This is a genomic window from Pseudomonas sp. NY15354, from assembly GCF_048068075.1.
Classification (GTDB): domain Bacteria; phylum Pseudomonadota; class Gammaproteobacteria; order Pseudomonadales; family Pseudomonadaceae; genus Aquipseudomonas; species Aquipseudomonas guariconensis_C.
Genome location: NZ_JBLUPV010000004.1, coordinates 250,871 through 266,538 on the forward strand (window position 1 = coordinate 250,871; position 15,668 = coordinate 266,538).

Sequence of the window (15,668 nt, forward strand, 5' to 3'; positions counted from 1 at the left end):
GTCAGCAGCCTTCCCACCGGCCATAGGCCCTCGCCACCCATGCTGGTATGATGCGCGGCTTTTTTGCGCCCCACACAAATACAGGCATCGTCGACGGTCTGTGCTTTGCTGATTGGGGACGATTCAATCGCGGCGCCGGGGGCGCCTTGGGGAGCGGGCATGCTGGAAAGGCTGTTTCAACTAAAAGCACACAACACCAACGTGCGCACCGAGATTCTCGCGGGCGTCACCACCTTCCTGGCCATGGCCTACATCCTGTTCGTCAACCCGAGCATCCTCGGCGAGACCGGCATGGACAAAGGCGCGATCTTCGTCGCCACGTGTCTTGCCGCCGCCATCGGCTCGGTGACCATGGGCCTGATCGCCAACTACCCCATCGCCCTGGCACCGGGCATGGGCCTGAACGCCTTCTTCACCTACACCGTGGTCCTGCATATGGGCCACACCTGGCAGGTGGCCCTGGGCGCGGTCTTCCTCTCGGCGGTGCTGTTCTTCCTGCTGTCGATCTTCCGCATCCGCGAATGGATCGTTAACAGCATCCCGCTGCCGCTGCGCTCGGCCATCGCCGCCGGCATCGGCCTGTTCCTGGCGCTGATCGCCCTGCACAATGCGGGCATCGTCGTGGACAACCCGGCCACCCTGGTGGGCTTGGGCGACCTCAAGCAACCGGCACCGATCCTGGCGACCCTGGGCTTCTTCCTGATCGTGGCCCTGGAGGCCATGAAAGTCCGCGGCGCCGTGCTGATCGGCATCCTGGCGGTGACCCTCGCCTCGATCCTGATGGGCGTGACGCCGTTCGGTGGCGTGGTGTCCATGCCGCCCTCGCTGGCGCCGACCTTCCTGCAACTGGACATCAAAGGTGCCCTGGACGTCGGCCTGATCAGCGTGATCTTCGCCTTCCTGTTCGTGGACCTGTTCGACAACTCCGGCACGTTGATCGGCGTAGCCAAGCGCGCCGGCCTGATGGGCAAGGACGGCCACATGCCGAAGATGGGCCGCGCCCTGATCGCCGACAGCACCGCCGCCATGGCCGGCTCGCTGCTGGGCACCTCGACCACCACCAGCTACATCGAATCCGCCGCAGGCGTGAGCGCCGGTGGCCGCACGGGCCTGACCGCCATCGTGGTCGCGATCCTGTTCCTGCTGGCGCTGTTCTTCGCGCCACTGGCCGGTAGCGTACCGGCCTTCGCCACCGCGCCCGCGCTGCTGTTCGTCGCGGTGCTGATGGCCTCGGGCCTGGCGGAAATAAACTGGGACGACGTCACCGAAGCCGCGCCCGTGGTGGTCACCGCCCTGGCCATGCCGCTGACCTACTCGATCGCCAACGGCATCGCCTTCGGCTTCATCACCTGGACCGCCATCAAGCTGATCTCCGGCCGCTACCGCGACCTGAACTCGGCGCTGGTGATCCTTTCCATCCTGTTCGTCATCAAGCTGGGCTGGTTCAACGCATGAGTGCTGTTTTCGACCCTTCCGCCTATTCCACGCAGCTTGAGGGCAAAGTCGCCCGGCTGCGTGAGCTGCTGGCGCCATTCGGCGCGCCGGAGCCGGCCGTTTTCGACTCGCCACGCGAGCATTACCGCCTGCGCGCTGAGTTTCGCCTGTGGCGCGAAGAAGGCCAGCGCCACTACGCAATGTTTGCCCCGGGCGAGAAACACAAGGCGATCCTGATCGACGATTTCCCCATCGCGAGCGAACAGATCAACGCCCTGATGCCGCGCCTGAAGGCCGCCTGGCAAGCCAGCGAGGCGCTGGGCAACCGCCTCTTCCAGGTGGAGTTCCTCACGACCCTGGCCGGCGATGCCATGATCACCCTGTGCTACCACCGCCCGCTCGATGAGGCCTGGGAAGCCGCTGCGCGGCAATTGTCCGAGGACCTGGGCGTCAGCATCATCGGCCGCTCCAAGGGCAAGCGCCTGGTCATCGGTCGCGACTATGCCGTGGAAAAACTGGATGTGGCTGGCCGCGTATTCAGCTATCGCCAGCCCGAAGGCGCGTTCACCCAGCCCAACGGCGCGGTGAACCAAAAGATGCTGAGCTGGGCCTTCGAAGCCATCGGCGATCGTGAGGATGACCTGCTGGAGCTCTATTGCGGCAACGGCAACTTCACCCTGCCGCTGGCCACCCGCGTGCGCCAGGTGCTGGCCACCGAGATCAGCAAGACGTCGGTCAACGCCGCGCTGAGCAACCTGGATGAGAACGCCGTGGACAACGTGCGCCTGGTGCGCCTGTCGGCCGAAGAGCTGACCCAGGCGCTGAACGAGGTGCGCCCGTTCCGTCGCCTGGAAGGCATCGACCTGAAAAGCTACGACTTCGGCACGGTCTTCGTCGACCCGCCGCGCGCCGGCATGGACCCCGACACCTGCGAGCTGACCCGCCGCTTCGAGCGGATCCTGTACATCTCGTGCAACCCCGAGACGCTGGCGGCCAACATCGCCCAGTTGCAGGATACCCACCGCATCGAGCGCTGCGCGCTGTTCGACCAGTTCCCGTACACCCACCACATGGAAAGCGGCGTACTGCTGGTTCGACGCTGATCCGCGCAATAGCGGGGTCGCCCTGGCCCCGCCACTGGCAGCAAGGAGCTATGTGCCAATGGACCAGTTGAGCGCCATGCAAACCTTTCGCCGAGTCGTCGACCTCGGCAGTTTCAGCGCCGCCGCCGTCCAGGCCGGCGTGTCCCACACCATACTGTCGCGCCAGGTGAAGAGTCTCGAGCGCCAGCTCGGCACGCAACTGCTCACCCGCACCACGCGCCGGCTGCACCTGACAGAAGCCGGGGGGCTGTTCTATCGCCACTGTGTGCAGATCCTCGAACAGATGCAGGCCATGACCCTGGAGTTGTCCGAGCACCAGCAACAACCGACCGGCACTTTGCGCCTGAGCGTGTCCACCGCCTTTGGCGAACTGGAGTTGGGGCGATGGTTGCCAGACTTCGTCGAACGCCATGAGGGTCTGCAGATCGAGCTCAACTGCACAGACCGCTTCGTCGACTTGTTGGCCGAAGAAACCGATGTCTGCCTGCGGGTCACCGACCACCTGCCCGACTCCAGCCTGGTGGCACGCAGACTGGCTACCAGCGACGTCGTGCTGGTAGCCGCGCCAGCCTACCTCCAGCGCCATGGCACACCCAGCACACCCGACGCACTCGCCGCCCACCCACTGCTCGGCTACAGCCAACTGCAGCACCCACAACGGCTGTTGCTCGCTGGTGCCAATGACGAGCAGCGTCAGGTCCTGATGCCTTCGCGCCTGAGCGCCAACTCACCCATGGCCTTGCGCGCCGCCGCCATCGGAGGCCTGGGCATCGCCAGCTTCGATCGTTTCATCGTTCACGATGCCCTGGGTGATGGGCGATTGATACCGGTGCTCGCGCAGTGGTCACTGCCCTCGCGCACCCTCTATGCCGTATACCCCCAAAGCCGTTACCTGGCGCCAAAGGTCCGTGCCCTGCTCGATTATGTACAGACGTACTACGCCGAACCCCGCTGGCAAGACTGATTTGTGCACAAACAGCACAAGTCATGATCAGTTAATGACGTATTTGTGCGAAAAAAGATTGATTAACCTTCGCCTCACACCCATCACGCGAAGGAGTCACCCCATGAAAGCACTGCACGCGCTGTTCACCGGTCTGGCCTTGGTCACCCTGGCCGGCACGGCCCTCGCCGCAGACGATAGGCTGGTCTCGGTCCCTGACAGTACCACCCTGAAATGGCAGGACGTGCCTGGAACCCAAGGCGCGGTAAGCTTTGCCAATGTCGAAGGTGAGCTGTTCGGCAAAGGCCCCTACTCGGCCTTCGTGAAGTTCCGCAAAGGCACCGACAACGGCCTGCACACCCACAGCCAGACCCTGCCGACAGTGGTGCTCAGCGGCACTTTCTATGCGGTGATCGATGGCAAGCGCACCGAGTATCCGGCGGGCGCCTACTACCAACTGCCTGCCAAGCTGGTGCACGAGAGCGGTTGCACCGCAGTTGCCGATTGCCTGTTGTTCCAGTACCAGGCCGATGCGTTCGACCTGGTTCCAGCCAAAGGCTAAGCGTCTGGGGCCGCGACGCGGCCCCGATTCACTCAGAAGTCGAAGAACACCGTCTCCCCTTCCCCCTGAATACGGATATCGAAACGATACGCCGTCTTCCCGTCCACCTCGCAACGCCGGGCAATCAACGTCTCACGCCGTTGCGGCTGTTCGATCAGATTGAGCACCGGGCACTTGGCGTTGGCCTCGCCTTCATCATCGAAGTACAGGCGCGTGTGCAGGTGGATGTTGATCCCCCGCGCGAACAGGCTGATGTTGATGTGCGGCGCCATGGGCACGCCCGCGGCATTGCTCGCCACACCCGGCTTGACCGTGTGCAGGGTCCATTCGCCGGCGTCGAAGGTGGTGGCGGTACGGCCAAAGCTGTTGAAGGCGTTCTCGTGGTGATACTGGTCCTGGTATTCACCGTTGGCATCGGCCTGCCAGAACTCCAGGAACGAGTCGCGCACCAGGTGCCCGTTGCCGTCGTACACATGACCGATCAACAGGATATGCTCCCCCGGCGCGTGCGGTTTGGCCAAGCGATTCCAGATCTCCTGGTCGCGGGTGGGGTTGCCAGCCGCTTCCAGGGCCAGACCGATGTGCACGTAGGGGCCGGCAGTCTGCGAAGGGGTTTCCGGCAGCAGTTCGATAGGCATGACGGGGTTCCTCAGCAGTTTTCGAAGTGCGTCTTGCGCTGGCCGCGCAGCACGATGTCAAAGCGGTACGCCAGGCAATCCATCGGGTTGGCGTTGTTCATGTCGAGCTTGGCGATCAGCCGCTGCACGGCATCAGGGTTGGCGATCGACTTGACGATCGGGCACAGCGGGATCAGCGGGTCACCCTCGAAGTACAGCTGGGTGATCAGCCGGGTGGCGATCGACGGACCGCTGACCGACACATGGATATGCGCCGGGCGCCAGTCATTGGGGCCATTGCGCCATGGGTACGGGCCGGGCTTGATGGTGCGGAAGCTGTAATAGCCATCACGGTCGGTCAGGCTGCGGCCGACACCGCCGAAGTTCGGGTCCAGCGGCGCCAGGTAGCGGTCGTTCTTGTGCCGGTAGCGGCCACCGGCATTGGCTTGCCACATTTCCACCAGGGTGTTGGGCACCGGCTGGCCATACTGGTCGACCACTCGGCCTGCGACGATGATGCGCTCACCAATCGGCAGACCACCGTGATTGAAATTGAGCAACAGATCGTTGTCGTGAGGGCCAAAGCCTAGGTGGGAAAAGTCCGGCCCGGTGCTTTCGCTGATCGACTGGGGGATGCTGACCAAGGCCTGGCGTGGCGAACGGGCCACGGAGGTCTTGTAGTCGGGCGTAAAGGCCTTGGGGTGCCAATTGCGATCACGGATCACGAAGCGGCTGGTGTCCTGGGCGGGCATGCCGTGTTCCTCTCTTGGAATTGTCGGGCACCTGTGCGTGGCAGGTGGACATGCAGTTTCGGATAGGTCATGGGGCATGAATATTGAAAACAGCGCCACCTTACATAACCATATGGTTATGCATTCACAGATTGGCTGACACTTGAAACAGCCCTGAACTAATCTTTGTGCTCATGTTTCAAGCCCCGGAGAACACTACATGGAATGGCGAAAAGGCCGGCGCAGCGACAATGTGGTCGATGCCCGAGGTGAAGGTGGTGGCGGCGGCATGCGCTTTGGCGGTGGCAAAGGGCTGGGGCTTGGCGCCATCCTGCTGATCGTCGGCATCGGCTGGATCACCGGGCAGGACCCGTTGCAGATCCTCGGCCAGCTCGCCGGCCAGATGGAGCAACAGCAGCAACAGGCGCCGTCTGGTGCAGGCGGCAAGGCGCCACCGGCCAATGACGAGCAGGCCGAGTTCGTCGCCTCGATCCTGGGCGATACCGAGGACACCTGGAAGGCTTTGTTCGCCCAGGCTGGCAAGCAATACCGCGATCCCAAGCTGGTGCTGTTCAGTGGCCAGGTGAACTCCGCCTGTGGTTTCGCCTCCTCGGCGGTCGGGCCGTTCTACTGCCCGGCAGACCAGCGGGTATACCTGGACATGACCTTTTTCCGCGAAATGGAAACCCGTTTTGCGGCCGCCGGTGACTTCGCCCAGGCCTATGTGATCGCCCACGAGATCGGCCATCACGTACAGACCTTGCTTGGCGTCTCGGCCAAGGTCGATGCGGCCCGGCGCAACGGCCAGCGCATGGAAGGCGACAACGGCCTGCTGGTGCGTCAGGAGCTGCAGGCCGATTGCCTGGCGGGCGTCTGGGCCTACCAGGCGCAAAAGCGCCTGAACTGGCTGGAACCTGGCGATGTGGAAGAAGCGCTCAACGCCGCCAACGCCATTGGCGACGACCGCCTCCAGCAGCAGGGCCAGGGCCGTGTGGTGCCAGACTCCTTCACCCACGGCACCTCGCAGCAGCGGGTGCGCTGGTTCAAGACCGGCTTCTCCAGCGGGGACGTGAACCGCTGCGATACTTTCGGCTCACGTAGCCTCTGACAGACGGGGCCGCTTTGCGGCCCATTGCAGTCTCCTGCCATCTCCAAAACGCAAACGTTTTCAGTAGGTTACAAATCTGCTGAAAAAGCGTTTCAGCTTCGCCTCGCCTTGCCGATAACTCCAGACATGAATCAGCGGGCGCCGATAACAACAATGCCCAGCGATTGGAGATCAAGCGAGCGAAAATCAATTTTCTGGAGAGCGTGCCATGAACGGCTGGTTTGCCAATATCAGCGTCAACCTCAAACTCGGATTGGGCTTCGGCCTGGTCCTGCTTCTGACCGGCCTTCTGGCCCTGACCGGCTGGACCAGCCTGGGCAGCCTGATCGACCGCAGCAACTGGATGAGCGACATCACCAAGCTCAACAGTGACCTGACCAACCTGCGCGTGGCGCGCCTGCAGTACATGCTGACCAACGGCGACGACACGTCGGCCGCCAACGTGCTGGACAAGCTTGACGCCTTCGGTGCCCAGCAACAGCACCTGGTCAACACCTTCAAGAGCCCCGAGAACGTCAAGCTGCTGCGCGAGCAGGGCGAGACCATCGCCCAGTACCGGGTCTCGCTGGACAAGATGCGCAAGGCCTACAAAGCCAGCCTCGCCGCCCGCAGTGGCATGGACCAGGCCGCCCGCCAGGCCAGCGAAGCGCTCGCCACCATCGAGACCAGCAGCCGCGACGCCCTGGCGCGCACCTCCAGTGATCCAGCCACCCTGGAGCAGTTCCTGGCGATCAGCCAGGCCAAGGAGCAATTCGTCCAGTTGCGCCTGGATGCCCGTGGCTACATTGCCGACCTAACCAGCGAGGCCGAGCAGACCGCCAGCCGCCAAGTCGAGAAAACCCTGGGGGAAATCGACAACCTCAAGCGCCGCCTGCCAGGCGAGGCCGCCCGCATCCAGTCGTTCGAAACGGCCATGACCGGCTACCGCGATGCCCTGCGCCAGTTCCGCGATGCCATCGCCGAGGTCGCCGTGGCCCGCGCGGAAATGACCGTCGAAGGCGCTGACATCGTCAAGCGCAGCGACCAGCTGTACCAGATCCAGCTGGATCGTCGCGACAGCGAAAGCGCCCAGGCCCGCAGCCTGCAGACCATCGCCACGCTGCTGGCACTGCTGGTCGGCGTGCTGGCAGCATTCCTCATCACCCGCCAGATCACCCGCCCTCTGCGCGAGACCCTGGTCGTGGTGGAAAAAATCGCCAATGGCGATCTGACCGAGAACCTGCGCGTCACCCGTCGCGACGAACTCGGCGCGTTGCAGCAAGGTATCGCGCGCATGGGCACGACCCTGCGCGACCTGATCACCGGCATCCGCGATGGTGTCACCCAGATCGCCAGCGCCGCCGAGGAGCTGTCAGCGGTGACCGAGCAGACCAGCGCCGGTGCCAACAGCCAGAAAGTCGAGACCGACCAAGTGGCCACTGCCATGCACGAAATGGCCGCCACCGTGCAGGAAGTGGCGCGCAACGCCGAGCAAGCCTCCCATGCCGCCACCGGTGCCGATGAAGAAGCCCGCGCCGGTGACCGCGTGGTGGGCGAGGCGATCAACCAGATCGAGCGCCTGGCCTCGGAAGTGCACCGCTCCACCGAAGCCATGAGCCTGCTGCAGCAGGAAAGCCAGAAGATCGGCAGCGTCATGGACGTAATCAAGTCGGTGGCCGAGCAGACCAACCTGCTGGCGCTGAACGCCGCCATCGAAGCCGCCCGCGCCGGTGAGGCCGGACGTGGTTTCGCGGTGGTCGCCGATGAGGTCCGCGGCCTGGCCCAGCGCACCCAGCAGTCCACCGAGGAAATCGAAGGCTTGGTGGCCAGCCTGCAGAACGGTACCCAGCAGGTGGCCGATGTGATGAACGGCAGCCGCAGCCTGACCGACAGCAGCGTCGAGTTGGCGCGCAAGGCTGGCGCTTCGCTTGAGAACATCACCCGCACGGTGTCGAACATCCAGTCGATGAACCAGCAGATCGCCGCCGCTGCCGAGCAGCAGAGCGCCGTGGCCGAAGAAATCAGCCGCAGCATCCTGAATGTGCGTGATGTATCGGAGCAGACCGCGACCGCAAGCGACGAGACCGCCGCCTCGAGTGTCGAGCTGGCGCGTCTGGGTGGGCATCTGCAGACGCTGGTCAGCCAGTTCCGCGTCTGACCTCACCTTTGTAGAGCCTTCTTCGCGGGTGAACCCGCTCCCACAGGTTTGGCGGTGCCCTTGAGCGCAGCGCAACCCTGTGGGCGGGTTTACCCGCGAATGCGTCAGGCCAGGCAACCTTGCATGACCTGACTCACCACCGGCTTACTTGACGATCATCCCTACCCCCCGCCCACGCGGGTCAGAGGCAGTCTCGAGCTTCTCGCCGGTCACCCGGATCGCCTGGATGTCGCCCATCTCCCAGCCCTGGTCCTCCAGCACATAGCCCATCTTCTTCAGATCATCAGCCACCTGGCCGGTCAGCGGCGCATAGCTGTCGAAATAGATGGTGTCCTTGGGCAGCAGCTGGTGATGCACGCGCTGGGCCGCGACGGCTTTCTCCAGCGGCATGTCGTAGTCGTACAGGTTGTTCATCACCTGGAAGATCGAGGTGAAGATCCGCGAGCCACCGGGCGTGCCGAGCACCAGCGCCACCTTGTCGTCACGGGTCACCAGGCTTGGGCTCATCGACGACAGCATGCGCTTGCCCGGCTCGATGGCATTGGCATCGCCACCTACCACGCCGAAGGCGTTGGCTGCGCCGGGCTTGGCGCTGAAGTCGTCCATTTCATCGTTGAGCAGGAAACCTGCGCCCTTGACCACCACGCCACTGCCGTAGTCGAGGTTCAGGGTGTAGGTGTTGCTCACCGCGTTGCCCTGCTTGTCCACGATGGAGAAGTGCGTGGTCTGGTGCGGCTCCAGGCCCGGCTTGACCTTGTCGGTGTCGGAGATCGCGTTCGGGTTGACCTGGGCGGCGCGCTTGGCCAGGTAGTCCTTGGCGATCAGCTTATCGACTGGCACCTTGGTGAAGGCCGGGTCACCCAGGTAGTCGGCACGGTCGGCGAACACACGCTTCTCGATTTCCGAGAGCAGATGAATGTACTTGGCCGAGTTGTGCGCCACGCCCTTGAAGTCCGCCGCACGGTCTTCCTTGATGCCCAGCAACTGGGCCAGGGCCACGCCACCGGAGCTCGGAGGTGGCGCGGTGTAGACGGTGTTGCCGCGCCAGCTGATCGCCATCGGCTGGCGCCACACGGCCTTGTAGTCCTTGAGGTCGGCCTTGGTGATCAGGCCCTTGTCGGCCTGCATCTGCGCCACCAGCAGGTCGGCGGTCTTGCCCTGGTAGAACTCGCTGACGCCCTTGTCGGCGATGCGCTCCAGGGTCTGGGCAAGCTCAGGCTGCTTGAACAGCTCGCCCACTTTCATGTTGCCGAAGTAGTCGTTGAAGTTGGTGGCGGTCTTGAACATGCCCTGGGCATCGTTGCGGTACTGGTACTGCTTCTCGGCCACCTTGAAGCCGTTCTTGGCATAACCGATGGCGGGAGTCAGCAGTTCGCTCCAGGGCAGCTTGCCGAATTTCTTGTGAGCCTCCCAAAGGCCCATCACGGTGCCTGGCACACCGGCGGCGCGAGCGCCGACCAGGCTGAGGTTCTCGATGACCTCGCCTTTTTCGTCCAGGTACATGTTGCGGCTGGCCGCCTTGGGCGCCACTTCGCGGTAATCGAGGAAATACGGCTTGCCATCGACGAACAGGGTCATGAAACCGCCGCCGCCGATGTTGCCGGCCTCAGGGTAGGTCACCGCCAGCGTGAAGGCCGTGGCCACGGCGGCGTCCACCGCATTGCCGCCCTTTTTCAGGATATCGGCGGCCACCTGTGCGCCATATTGATCGGGCGCGGCCACCGCGCCACCCTCCAGGGTGACCGCAAAGGCGGACGAACAGCTCAGGATCGCGGCCCCGAGGGCCATGGACTGGAACATGACGATACGCATGCGCACTTCCTTGGTGTTGTTTTTGTTGATCAGTCATTAAGGCCGAAGCCGTTCGACTAAGCAAACACACGGGGAAGATTGCGCCGCCCCTGCGCAGGTCCTGTCGTGTTCAGGCAACTCAGCAGGCGTACATCGCCAGCTTCTTCTGGATGAAATCCAGGAAGCACTGGATGCGCAGGGCCAATTGGGTATTGCGGTAGTAGACCGCATGAATGGGCTGGCGATAGCCATTGTTGAAATCACCCAGCACCACCTGCAGGCGGCCACTGCGGATGTCCTCATGGGTCATGAAATGCGAGAGGCTGACGATCCCCTCTCCGGCCAAGGCCAGTTGACGCAAGGTCTCGCCGCTGGAAGCGATGAGGCTGGGGCGGATCTGCCAGTAGTCACCCTGGGCATGGCGCAGCGGCCAGCGGTTGAGCGACTCCGGCTGGCTGAAACCGAGCACGAAATGCGCGTTCAGGTCCTCGACCTTCTCTGGCGTGCCATGATGCGCCAGGTACTCGGGGCTCGCCAGCACTTGGATCGGGCTGCACCCCAAGGCGCGGGCGTGCAGGCTGGAGTCGGCCAGGTCGCCGATGCGGATGGCCACGTCGGTGCTCTGCTCAAGCAGATCGATGATCAGATCGTCCGTGTTGAGCTCCAGCTCGATACCCGGGTACTGACGACGGAACTCACCGATCCACGGCAGGATGGCATGCAGCATGAACGGCGCCGCGGCGTTGATGCGCAGGCGCCCGGAAGGCGTCTGGTTGTGCATCGACAGGTGCTCTTCCATGTCGTCCATCTGCTCGAGGATCAGCCGCGAGCGCTCAAGGAAAAAACGCCCCTCCTCGGTCAGGTCCATGCGCCGGGTGGTGCGGTTGACCAGCGTGGTGCCGAGCTTGCTCTCCAGCCGCGACAACGTGCGGCTGACCGCCGACGGGGTCTGGCCGATCTGCTCGGCGGCGGCGGAAATCGAGCCGCAGTCGATCACGGCGACGAATACCTGGAGCTCTTCGGATCGGGTTTTCACGTATCAGGCCTGTATCGGGGAATGCCGTGATTGATAGCGGGTGACAGGGATTCATGCAAGGCGCCCATCGCAGGCCTGAGCAGCCCCCACAGCATCTTGGTGAGCGCTGGCGAAGCCTGCGATGGGCGACAAGGCAGCCCCAGAGAGCCTCAATCAGCCTTGCCGAGCACCTTGTCCAGGTGGGCTTCATAGGCCGCCACTGCCGCAGGCACATCGGGACGCTTCATCACGTCCACCGCCAGGAAGGTCGGCAGGCCGGTCATGCCCAGGAACTGGTTGGCCTTGTGGAACGGGAAGTACACCGCATCCACACCCTTGCCCTCGAAGAAGTCGCTCGGATCGTCGAAGGCTTGCTGTGGCGCGTTCCAAGTGAGCGAAAGCATGTACTGCTTGCCCTGGATCAAGCCGCCGCTGCCGTACTTTTGCGAGGCGTCCGAGCGGGTGCGGCCATCGTTGGCGTACAAGCTGCCGTGACCTTCAGTGAAGACCTCATCGATGTATTGCTTGACGGTCCACGGGGCGCCCATCCACCAACCGGGCATCTGCCAGATCACCACATCAGCCCAGAGAAACTTCTCGACTTCTTCCTGAACGTTGTAGCCGCCATCGATGAAGGTCTGCTTCACATCGAAACCTGCGCGGTCCAGATGGGCCAAGGCAACGTCATGCAGGGTTTCGTTGAGACGGCCATCGGAATGGGCGAAGCGTTTGCCGCCGTTGAGCAGAAGAATCTTTTTCATGGGAGCCTCCGATAAGGGGATGAGCGGAGGCTGTCGGCCACCGCTCAGGTCAAATTCGATGGCGGCAGATTAGGCACCTGGGAGGCTGAGAAAAAGCGTTCGAAAGACAAAATACATTTGCGCCCAAATCAAGAATGACGCGCTAATTATTGCTTTAGAATTTTTCCATCTTCCATCCCATGAGGCCTGTCCATGACCGAGCAATACGCGTTCATTCTTAAAGCCAAGACCCGTCCGGAAAAAGCCGAGGCCTTCGAGCGATTGTTCCGCGCTTATGTCGAGCCGAGCCGACAAGAACCGGGCTGCATCGAGTACCACATGCTGCGCGACCAACAAGACCCCAGCCTGTTCGTGTTCTATGAGGTCTGGGCCAGCAAGGCCGATCTGGACGTGCACTCGGCCCTGCCGCACATGCGCGCGTTCTTCGAACAGCGCATGGATTACCTGGAGCGCGACTTCGACATCCAACTGATCGAAATGCTCAGCCCCTCCTCGGCTAACCGTTGAGCAGCAGGTGCCCGCCCAGCAGCGCCAGGCCGATGAAGAAACAGCGCTTGAACACCGGCGCGCTGATGCGCTGGCGTAACCATTGGCCGCCGAGCATCCCCAACAGGGCGGGCACCAACATCAACAGTGACGCGCCCAGTGCCTGCCCGCCGAGGGCATCCTGACCGGCCAGGCCCAAAGCCAGCGCCAGCGTGGACACCGTGAACGACAGGCCCAGGGCCTGGACCATCTCGTCACGGGACAAGCCAAGGCTTTGCAGGTACGGCACCGCCGGCATCACGAACACGCCTGTCGCCGCCGTCACCAGGCCGGTCAGCAGGCCAACCAACGGCCCCAGCCACCCTTCCCACGTCGGCCGCACCTTCATTGTCGGCCCCAACAGCCCATACACGGCATACACCAGCAACGCCCCTCCCAGTGCATGAGCCGCCCAAGGTCCACTGTCCATGCCCAGCCAGGCACTGCCGATCAAGGTGCCGACCAGGGTCATCAACAACAGCAGGCCCAGCCGGCGCGCCAGCCCACGCAAGTGTCCCCCGCAGGCCAACTGCCAGAGGTTGGTGACAGCGGATGGAAGGATCAGCAGCGCGGCAGCCTGCGCCGGAGCCATAGCCAGGCCGAGCAGGCCCATGGCAATGGTCGGCAGGCCTAGGCCGATCACACCCTTGACGGCACCGGCCAGCAGAAAGGTCATCGTCACCAGCAGCCAAAGTGCCGGGTCCATATCTTGATAGAACGCCAATGAAGTCTTCATGACGCCCATGATGCCGGGCGGTCGTTTGGCTGAAAATCTGCCATATACTCAGCCAGACTCTTGCCAGGACAGAGGCTGATGCACTTCGACCTGACCGACCTCGAGCTGTTCCGGCACACCGCCGAATGCGGCAACATCACCGCCGGTGCACGCCGCAGCCACCTCTCGCTGCCCGCTGCCAGCGCCCGCATCCGCGCCATGGAAGCCTCGCTCGGCATCGCGCTGCTGGAGCGTAATCGCCGTGGTGTGCTGCCCACGCCCGCCGGCCAGGCCTTGTTGCAGCATGCCCGGCTGATCGGCCAACAGGTCGAACGCCTGCAATACGACCTGGCCCAATACGCCCAAGGTCAACAAGGCCAGGTGCGCCTGTTGTGCAACACCGCCGCGCTGACTGAATACCTGCCCGAGCTGCTGGCGGCCTACCTCAGCCGCCATCCTGGCGTCAGTGTCGATGTCCAGGAACTGCCGAGCCTGCGCATCGTGCAATCGATCACCCAGGGCATGGCCGACCTGGGCATCATCTCCACCGCCGCGCCCAACGAGCACCTGCAGACCCGCCCCTTTCGCGATGACCCGCTGGTGCTGGCAATGCCCATCGGCCATCCCCTCGCCGAGCAAGCCATGCCGACCTTTGTCGACAGCCTCGCCCACGGCCATGTTGGCTTGGGAGCCAACAGCGCCCTGGCCCTGCACCTCGAAGAACAGGCGCTGCGTGAAGGGCGGCGCATGCAGGTCCGGGTGCGGGCCGAAGGGTTCGACGGGGTGATCCGCATGGTGGCCGGCGGTGCCGGAGTGGCGGTCGTGCCGCTGGCATCGGTGTGGCGTTGGGAAGGGGTTTTGCCCCTGCGCTGGGTCGCGATGTCCGAGCCTTGGGCAACTCGCCAATTGTTGCTGTGCGCTCGGGATTTCGAGGCATTGCCGGGGTATGCAGCCGCCTTGGTGAAACAACTGGCGGCGCGCTGAGGCCTGAGCGAGCCTGAGCGAAATCCCGCCAACCGCGAAATCGAGATTGCCCCTACAGCCATCCCGGCACCGTCCTGACGCCCGCACCCCGGCATCCACGTTAAAACCTCGCAAGGGTTCGTTTCCACGGGGTACTTTCATGAATCGACACGACAATCGCCACGGGTCCCATGACGATCTCGAGCGCCTGCTCCAGGCGTTCGCACAGCGCTACATCCGCAAGGCATTCATCTCACGCTTCATACATGAAGCAGCAAAAAGGCCCCAACAACTGCACGCCCGCGTTTGCCATACCCCTGAGCAACTCTTCGAAGACCGGTTCAAAGGCTCCCCGGCGGGCCTGCCTGGCACAGGCGAATTCGTGACATTGGAGAACACCGGCTTCTGGATCGGCACCTGGGAGCGCTGCGAGGTGAGCCTGTTGGTTGCCCACGGCGGCCTGGTCATCGCGCAGGGTGGCGCCTGGTTCTGGGCCCGCAGCGAACCGACCAGGCAACGGCCGGGCGCCGAGTATCACGGCATGACGCAGTATTGAAGGCCAACGCAACATCCCTCTTGCCGCCTGCCAGGCTCATTCTCCACAATCGAGCTCATGTCGCGCCATGAAAGGGAGTTCAACGTGCCATCGATCTACCAACTCAAACCCCGTTTCCAGGCCCTGTTGCGCCCTGGCGTGAAGCGCCTGTACGAGCGGGGCGTCACCGCCAATCAAGTCACCGTCGCCGCCGCGCTGATATCGGTGCTGCTAGGCCTGCTGCTGGCCTGGCAGCCCTCTATGACCGGGTTGTTCATCCTGGTGCCGGTGTGGATGCTACTGCGCATGGCGCTCAATGCGGTCGACGGCATGCTGGCGCGGGAGTTCGGCCAGCAATCGAAGCTGGGGGCCTATCTCAACGAGCTGTGCGACGTGGTCGCCGATGCCGCGCTGTACCTACCCTTCGCCCTGCTGCCCGGCGTCTCGCCAGCGCTGGTGGTGCTGGTGGTCGTCAGCGCGATCGTCAGCGAGTACGCCGGAGTGATGGGGCCGCTGGCGGGAGCTTCGCGGCGGTACGACGGGCCGATGGGCAAGAGCGACCGAGCCTTCGCCTTCGGCGTGCTGGGCACCGGGGTCGCCTTCGGGGTGCTGAGCGCGGCATGGATCGACGGCCTGCTGCTGGTGATCCTCGCACTCTCGCTCTATACCCTCTACAACCGGGTTCGCCAGGGCCTGGCCGAAACCCGCTGACTCCTTCGCTGCCGGAC

At 63.6% G+C, this 15,668-nt stretch carries 16 protein-coding genes and 1 pseudogene; 11 read left to right on the forward strand and 6 right to left on the reverse strand.

Annotated features, from left to right (window positions below; genetic code table 11):
- Positions 1–159 precede the first annotated feature (159 nt).
- The 4 genes from ACNFCH_RS06445 (at position 160) to ACNFCH_RS06460 (ending at position 4,042) form a co-directional block, all read left to right on the forward strand.
- Positions 160–1,455, forward strand: coding sequence for an NCS2 family permease (locus tag ACNFCH_RS06445; protein WP_196165513.1), 1,296 nt, complete (start codon positions 160–162; stop codon positions 1,453–1,455).
- Positions 1,452–2,537 carry a tRNA (uridine(54)-C5)-methyltransferase TrmA gene (trmA, locus tag ACNFCH_RS06450; RefSeq protein ID WP_337159552.1) on the forward strand — a complete coding sequence of 362 codons (1,086 nt, stop codon included), beginning with the start codon at positions 1,452–1,454 and terminating at the stop codon, positions 2,535–2,537. The genes ACNFCH_RS06445 and trmA overlap by 4 nt, the downstream gene beginning before the upstream one ends.
- A gap of 58 nt (positions 2,538–2,595) precedes the next feature.
- The gene (locus ACNFCH_RS06455; RefSeq protein ID WP_416742450.1) at positions 2,596–3,501 is read left to right on the forward strand and encodes a LysR family transcriptional regulator; all 906 of its coding nucleotides are present in this window, start codon (positions 2,596–2,598) and stop codon (positions 3,499–3,501) included.
- Positions 3,502–3,604: 103 nt separating this feature from the next.
- Positions 3,605–4,042 (forward strand): cupin domain-containing protein, encoded by a 438-nt coding sequence (locus ACNFCH_RS06460; protein WP_416742451.1) that lies wholly within the window; start codon positions 3,605–3,607, stop codon positions 4,040–4,042.
- A 32-nt stretch (positions 4,043–4,074) separates the two neighbouring features.
- On the opposite strand, the gene pcaG is transcribed toward ACNFCH_RS06460, so the two are convergent.
- Positions 4,075–4,680, reverse strand: a complete 606-nt coding sequence (gene pcaG / locus ACNFCH_RS06465; RefSeq protein WP_337159551.1) for a protocatechuate 3,4-dioxygenase subunit alpha — start codon at positions 4,678–4,680, stop codon at positions 4,075–4,077.
- Positions 4,681–4,691: 11 nt separating this feature from the next.
- Positions 4,692–5,411 carry a protocatechuate 3,4-dioxygenase subunit beta gene (gene pcaH, locus ACNFCH_RS06470; protein WP_337159550.1) on the reverse strand — a complete coding sequence of 240 codons (720 nt, stop codon included), beginning with the start codon at positions 5,409–5,411 and terminating at the stop codon, positions 4,692–4,694.
- A 199-nt stretch (positions 5,412–5,610) separates the two neighbouring features.
- Between pcaH and ACNFCH_RS06475 the strand changes: the two genes are divergently transcribed.
- The 3 genes and pseudogenes from ACNFCH_RS06475 to ACNFCH_RS06485 all read left to right on the forward strand — a co-directional run bounded on the left by ACNFCH_RS06475 (position 5,611) and on the right by ACNFCH_RS06485 (position 8,635).
- The gene (locus ACNFCH_RS06475; protein ID WP_416742452.1) at positions 5,611–6,498 is read left to right on the forward strand and encodes a neutral zinc metallopeptidase; all 888 of its coding nucleotides are present in this window, start codon (positions 5,611–5,613) and stop codon (positions 6,496–6,498) included.
- 343 nt (positions 6,499–6,841) lie between these two features.
- Positions 6,842–7,732 (forward strand): annotated as a pseudogene (locus tag ACNFCH_RS06480) (methyl-accepting chemotaxis protein); the annotation flags it as partial.
- A 198-nt stretch (positions 7,733–7,930) separates the two neighbouring features.
- Positions 7,931–8,635: a methyl-accepting chemotaxis protein gene (locus tag ACNFCH_RS06485; protein WP_416742466.1), complete on the forward strand. Its 705-nt coding sequence runs from the start codon at positions 7,931–7,933 to the stop codon at positions 8,633–8,635.
- A 144-nt stretch (positions 8,636–8,779) separates the two neighbouring features.
- Here ACNFCH_RS06485 and ggt read toward each other — a convergent pair whose 3' ends face one another.
- The 3 genes from ggt to ACNFCH_RS06500 form a co-directional block, all read right to left on the reverse strand.
- Complete coding sequence (gene ggt, locus ACNFCH_RS06490; protein WP_337159547.1) at positions 8,780–10,447, reverse strand: gamma-glutamyltransferase; 1,668 nt, start codon at positions 10,445–10,447, stop codon at positions 8,780–8,782.
- A gap of 118 nt (positions 10,448–10,565) precedes the next feature.
- Positions 10,566–11,462, reverse strand: a complete 897-nt coding sequence (locus tag ACNFCH_RS06495; protein ID WP_416742453.1) for a LysR family transcriptional regulator — start codon at positions 11,460–11,462, stop codon at positions 10,566–10,568.
- Positions 11,463–11,611: 149 nt separating this feature from the next.
- Positions 11,612–12,202: an NAD(P)H-dependent oxidoreductase gene (locus ACNFCH_RS06500; protein ID WP_416742454.1), complete on the reverse strand. Its 591-nt coding sequence runs from the start codon at positions 12,200–12,202 to the stop codon at positions 11,612–11,614.
- Positions 12,203–12,394: 192 nt separating this feature from the next.
- On the opposite strand from ACNFCH_RS06500, the gene ACNFCH_RS06505 reads away from it, so the two are divergent.
- On the forward strand, positions 12,395–12,709 hold the full coding sequence (locus ACNFCH_RS06505) for a putative quinol monooxygenase (RefSeq protein WP_416742455.1): 315 nt from the start codon (positions 12,395–12,397) through the stop codon (positions 12,707–12,709).
- Here the strand turns inward: ACNFCH_RS06505 and ACNFCH_RS06510 are convergent.
- Entirely contained in the window at positions 12,699–13,463 is a 765-nt protein-coding gene (locus tag ACNFCH_RS06510) for a sulfite exporter TauE/SafE family protein (protein WP_337159543.1), read from the reverse strand. The genes ACNFCH_RS06505 and ACNFCH_RS06510 overlap by 11 nt on opposite strands.
- Positions 13,464–13,541: 78 nt before the next feature.
- Between ACNFCH_RS06510 and ACNFCH_RS06515 the strand changes: the two genes are divergently transcribed.
- The 3 genes from ACNFCH_RS06515 (at position 13,542) to ACNFCH_RS06525 (ending at position 15,651) form a co-directional block, all read left to right on the forward strand.
- A complete protein-coding gene (locus tag ACNFCH_RS06515; protein ID WP_337159542.1) occupies positions 13,542–14,426 on the forward strand; it encodes a LysR substrate-binding domain-containing protein in 885 nt (294 codons plus the stop codon).
- 139 nt (positions 14,427–14,565) lie between these two features.
- Complete coding sequence (locus ACNFCH_RS06520; RefSeq protein WP_337159541.1) at positions 14,566–14,961, forward strand: hypothetical protein; 396 nt, start codon at positions 14,566–14,568, stop codon at positions 14,959–14,961.
- 84 nt (positions 14,962–15,045) lie between these two features.
- Entirely contained in the window at positions 15,046–15,651 is a 606-nt protein-coding gene (locus ACNFCH_RS06525; protein ID WP_337159540.1) for a CDP-alcohol phosphatidyltransferase family protein, read from the forward strand.
- Positions 15,652–15,668: the final 17 nt, after the last annotated feature.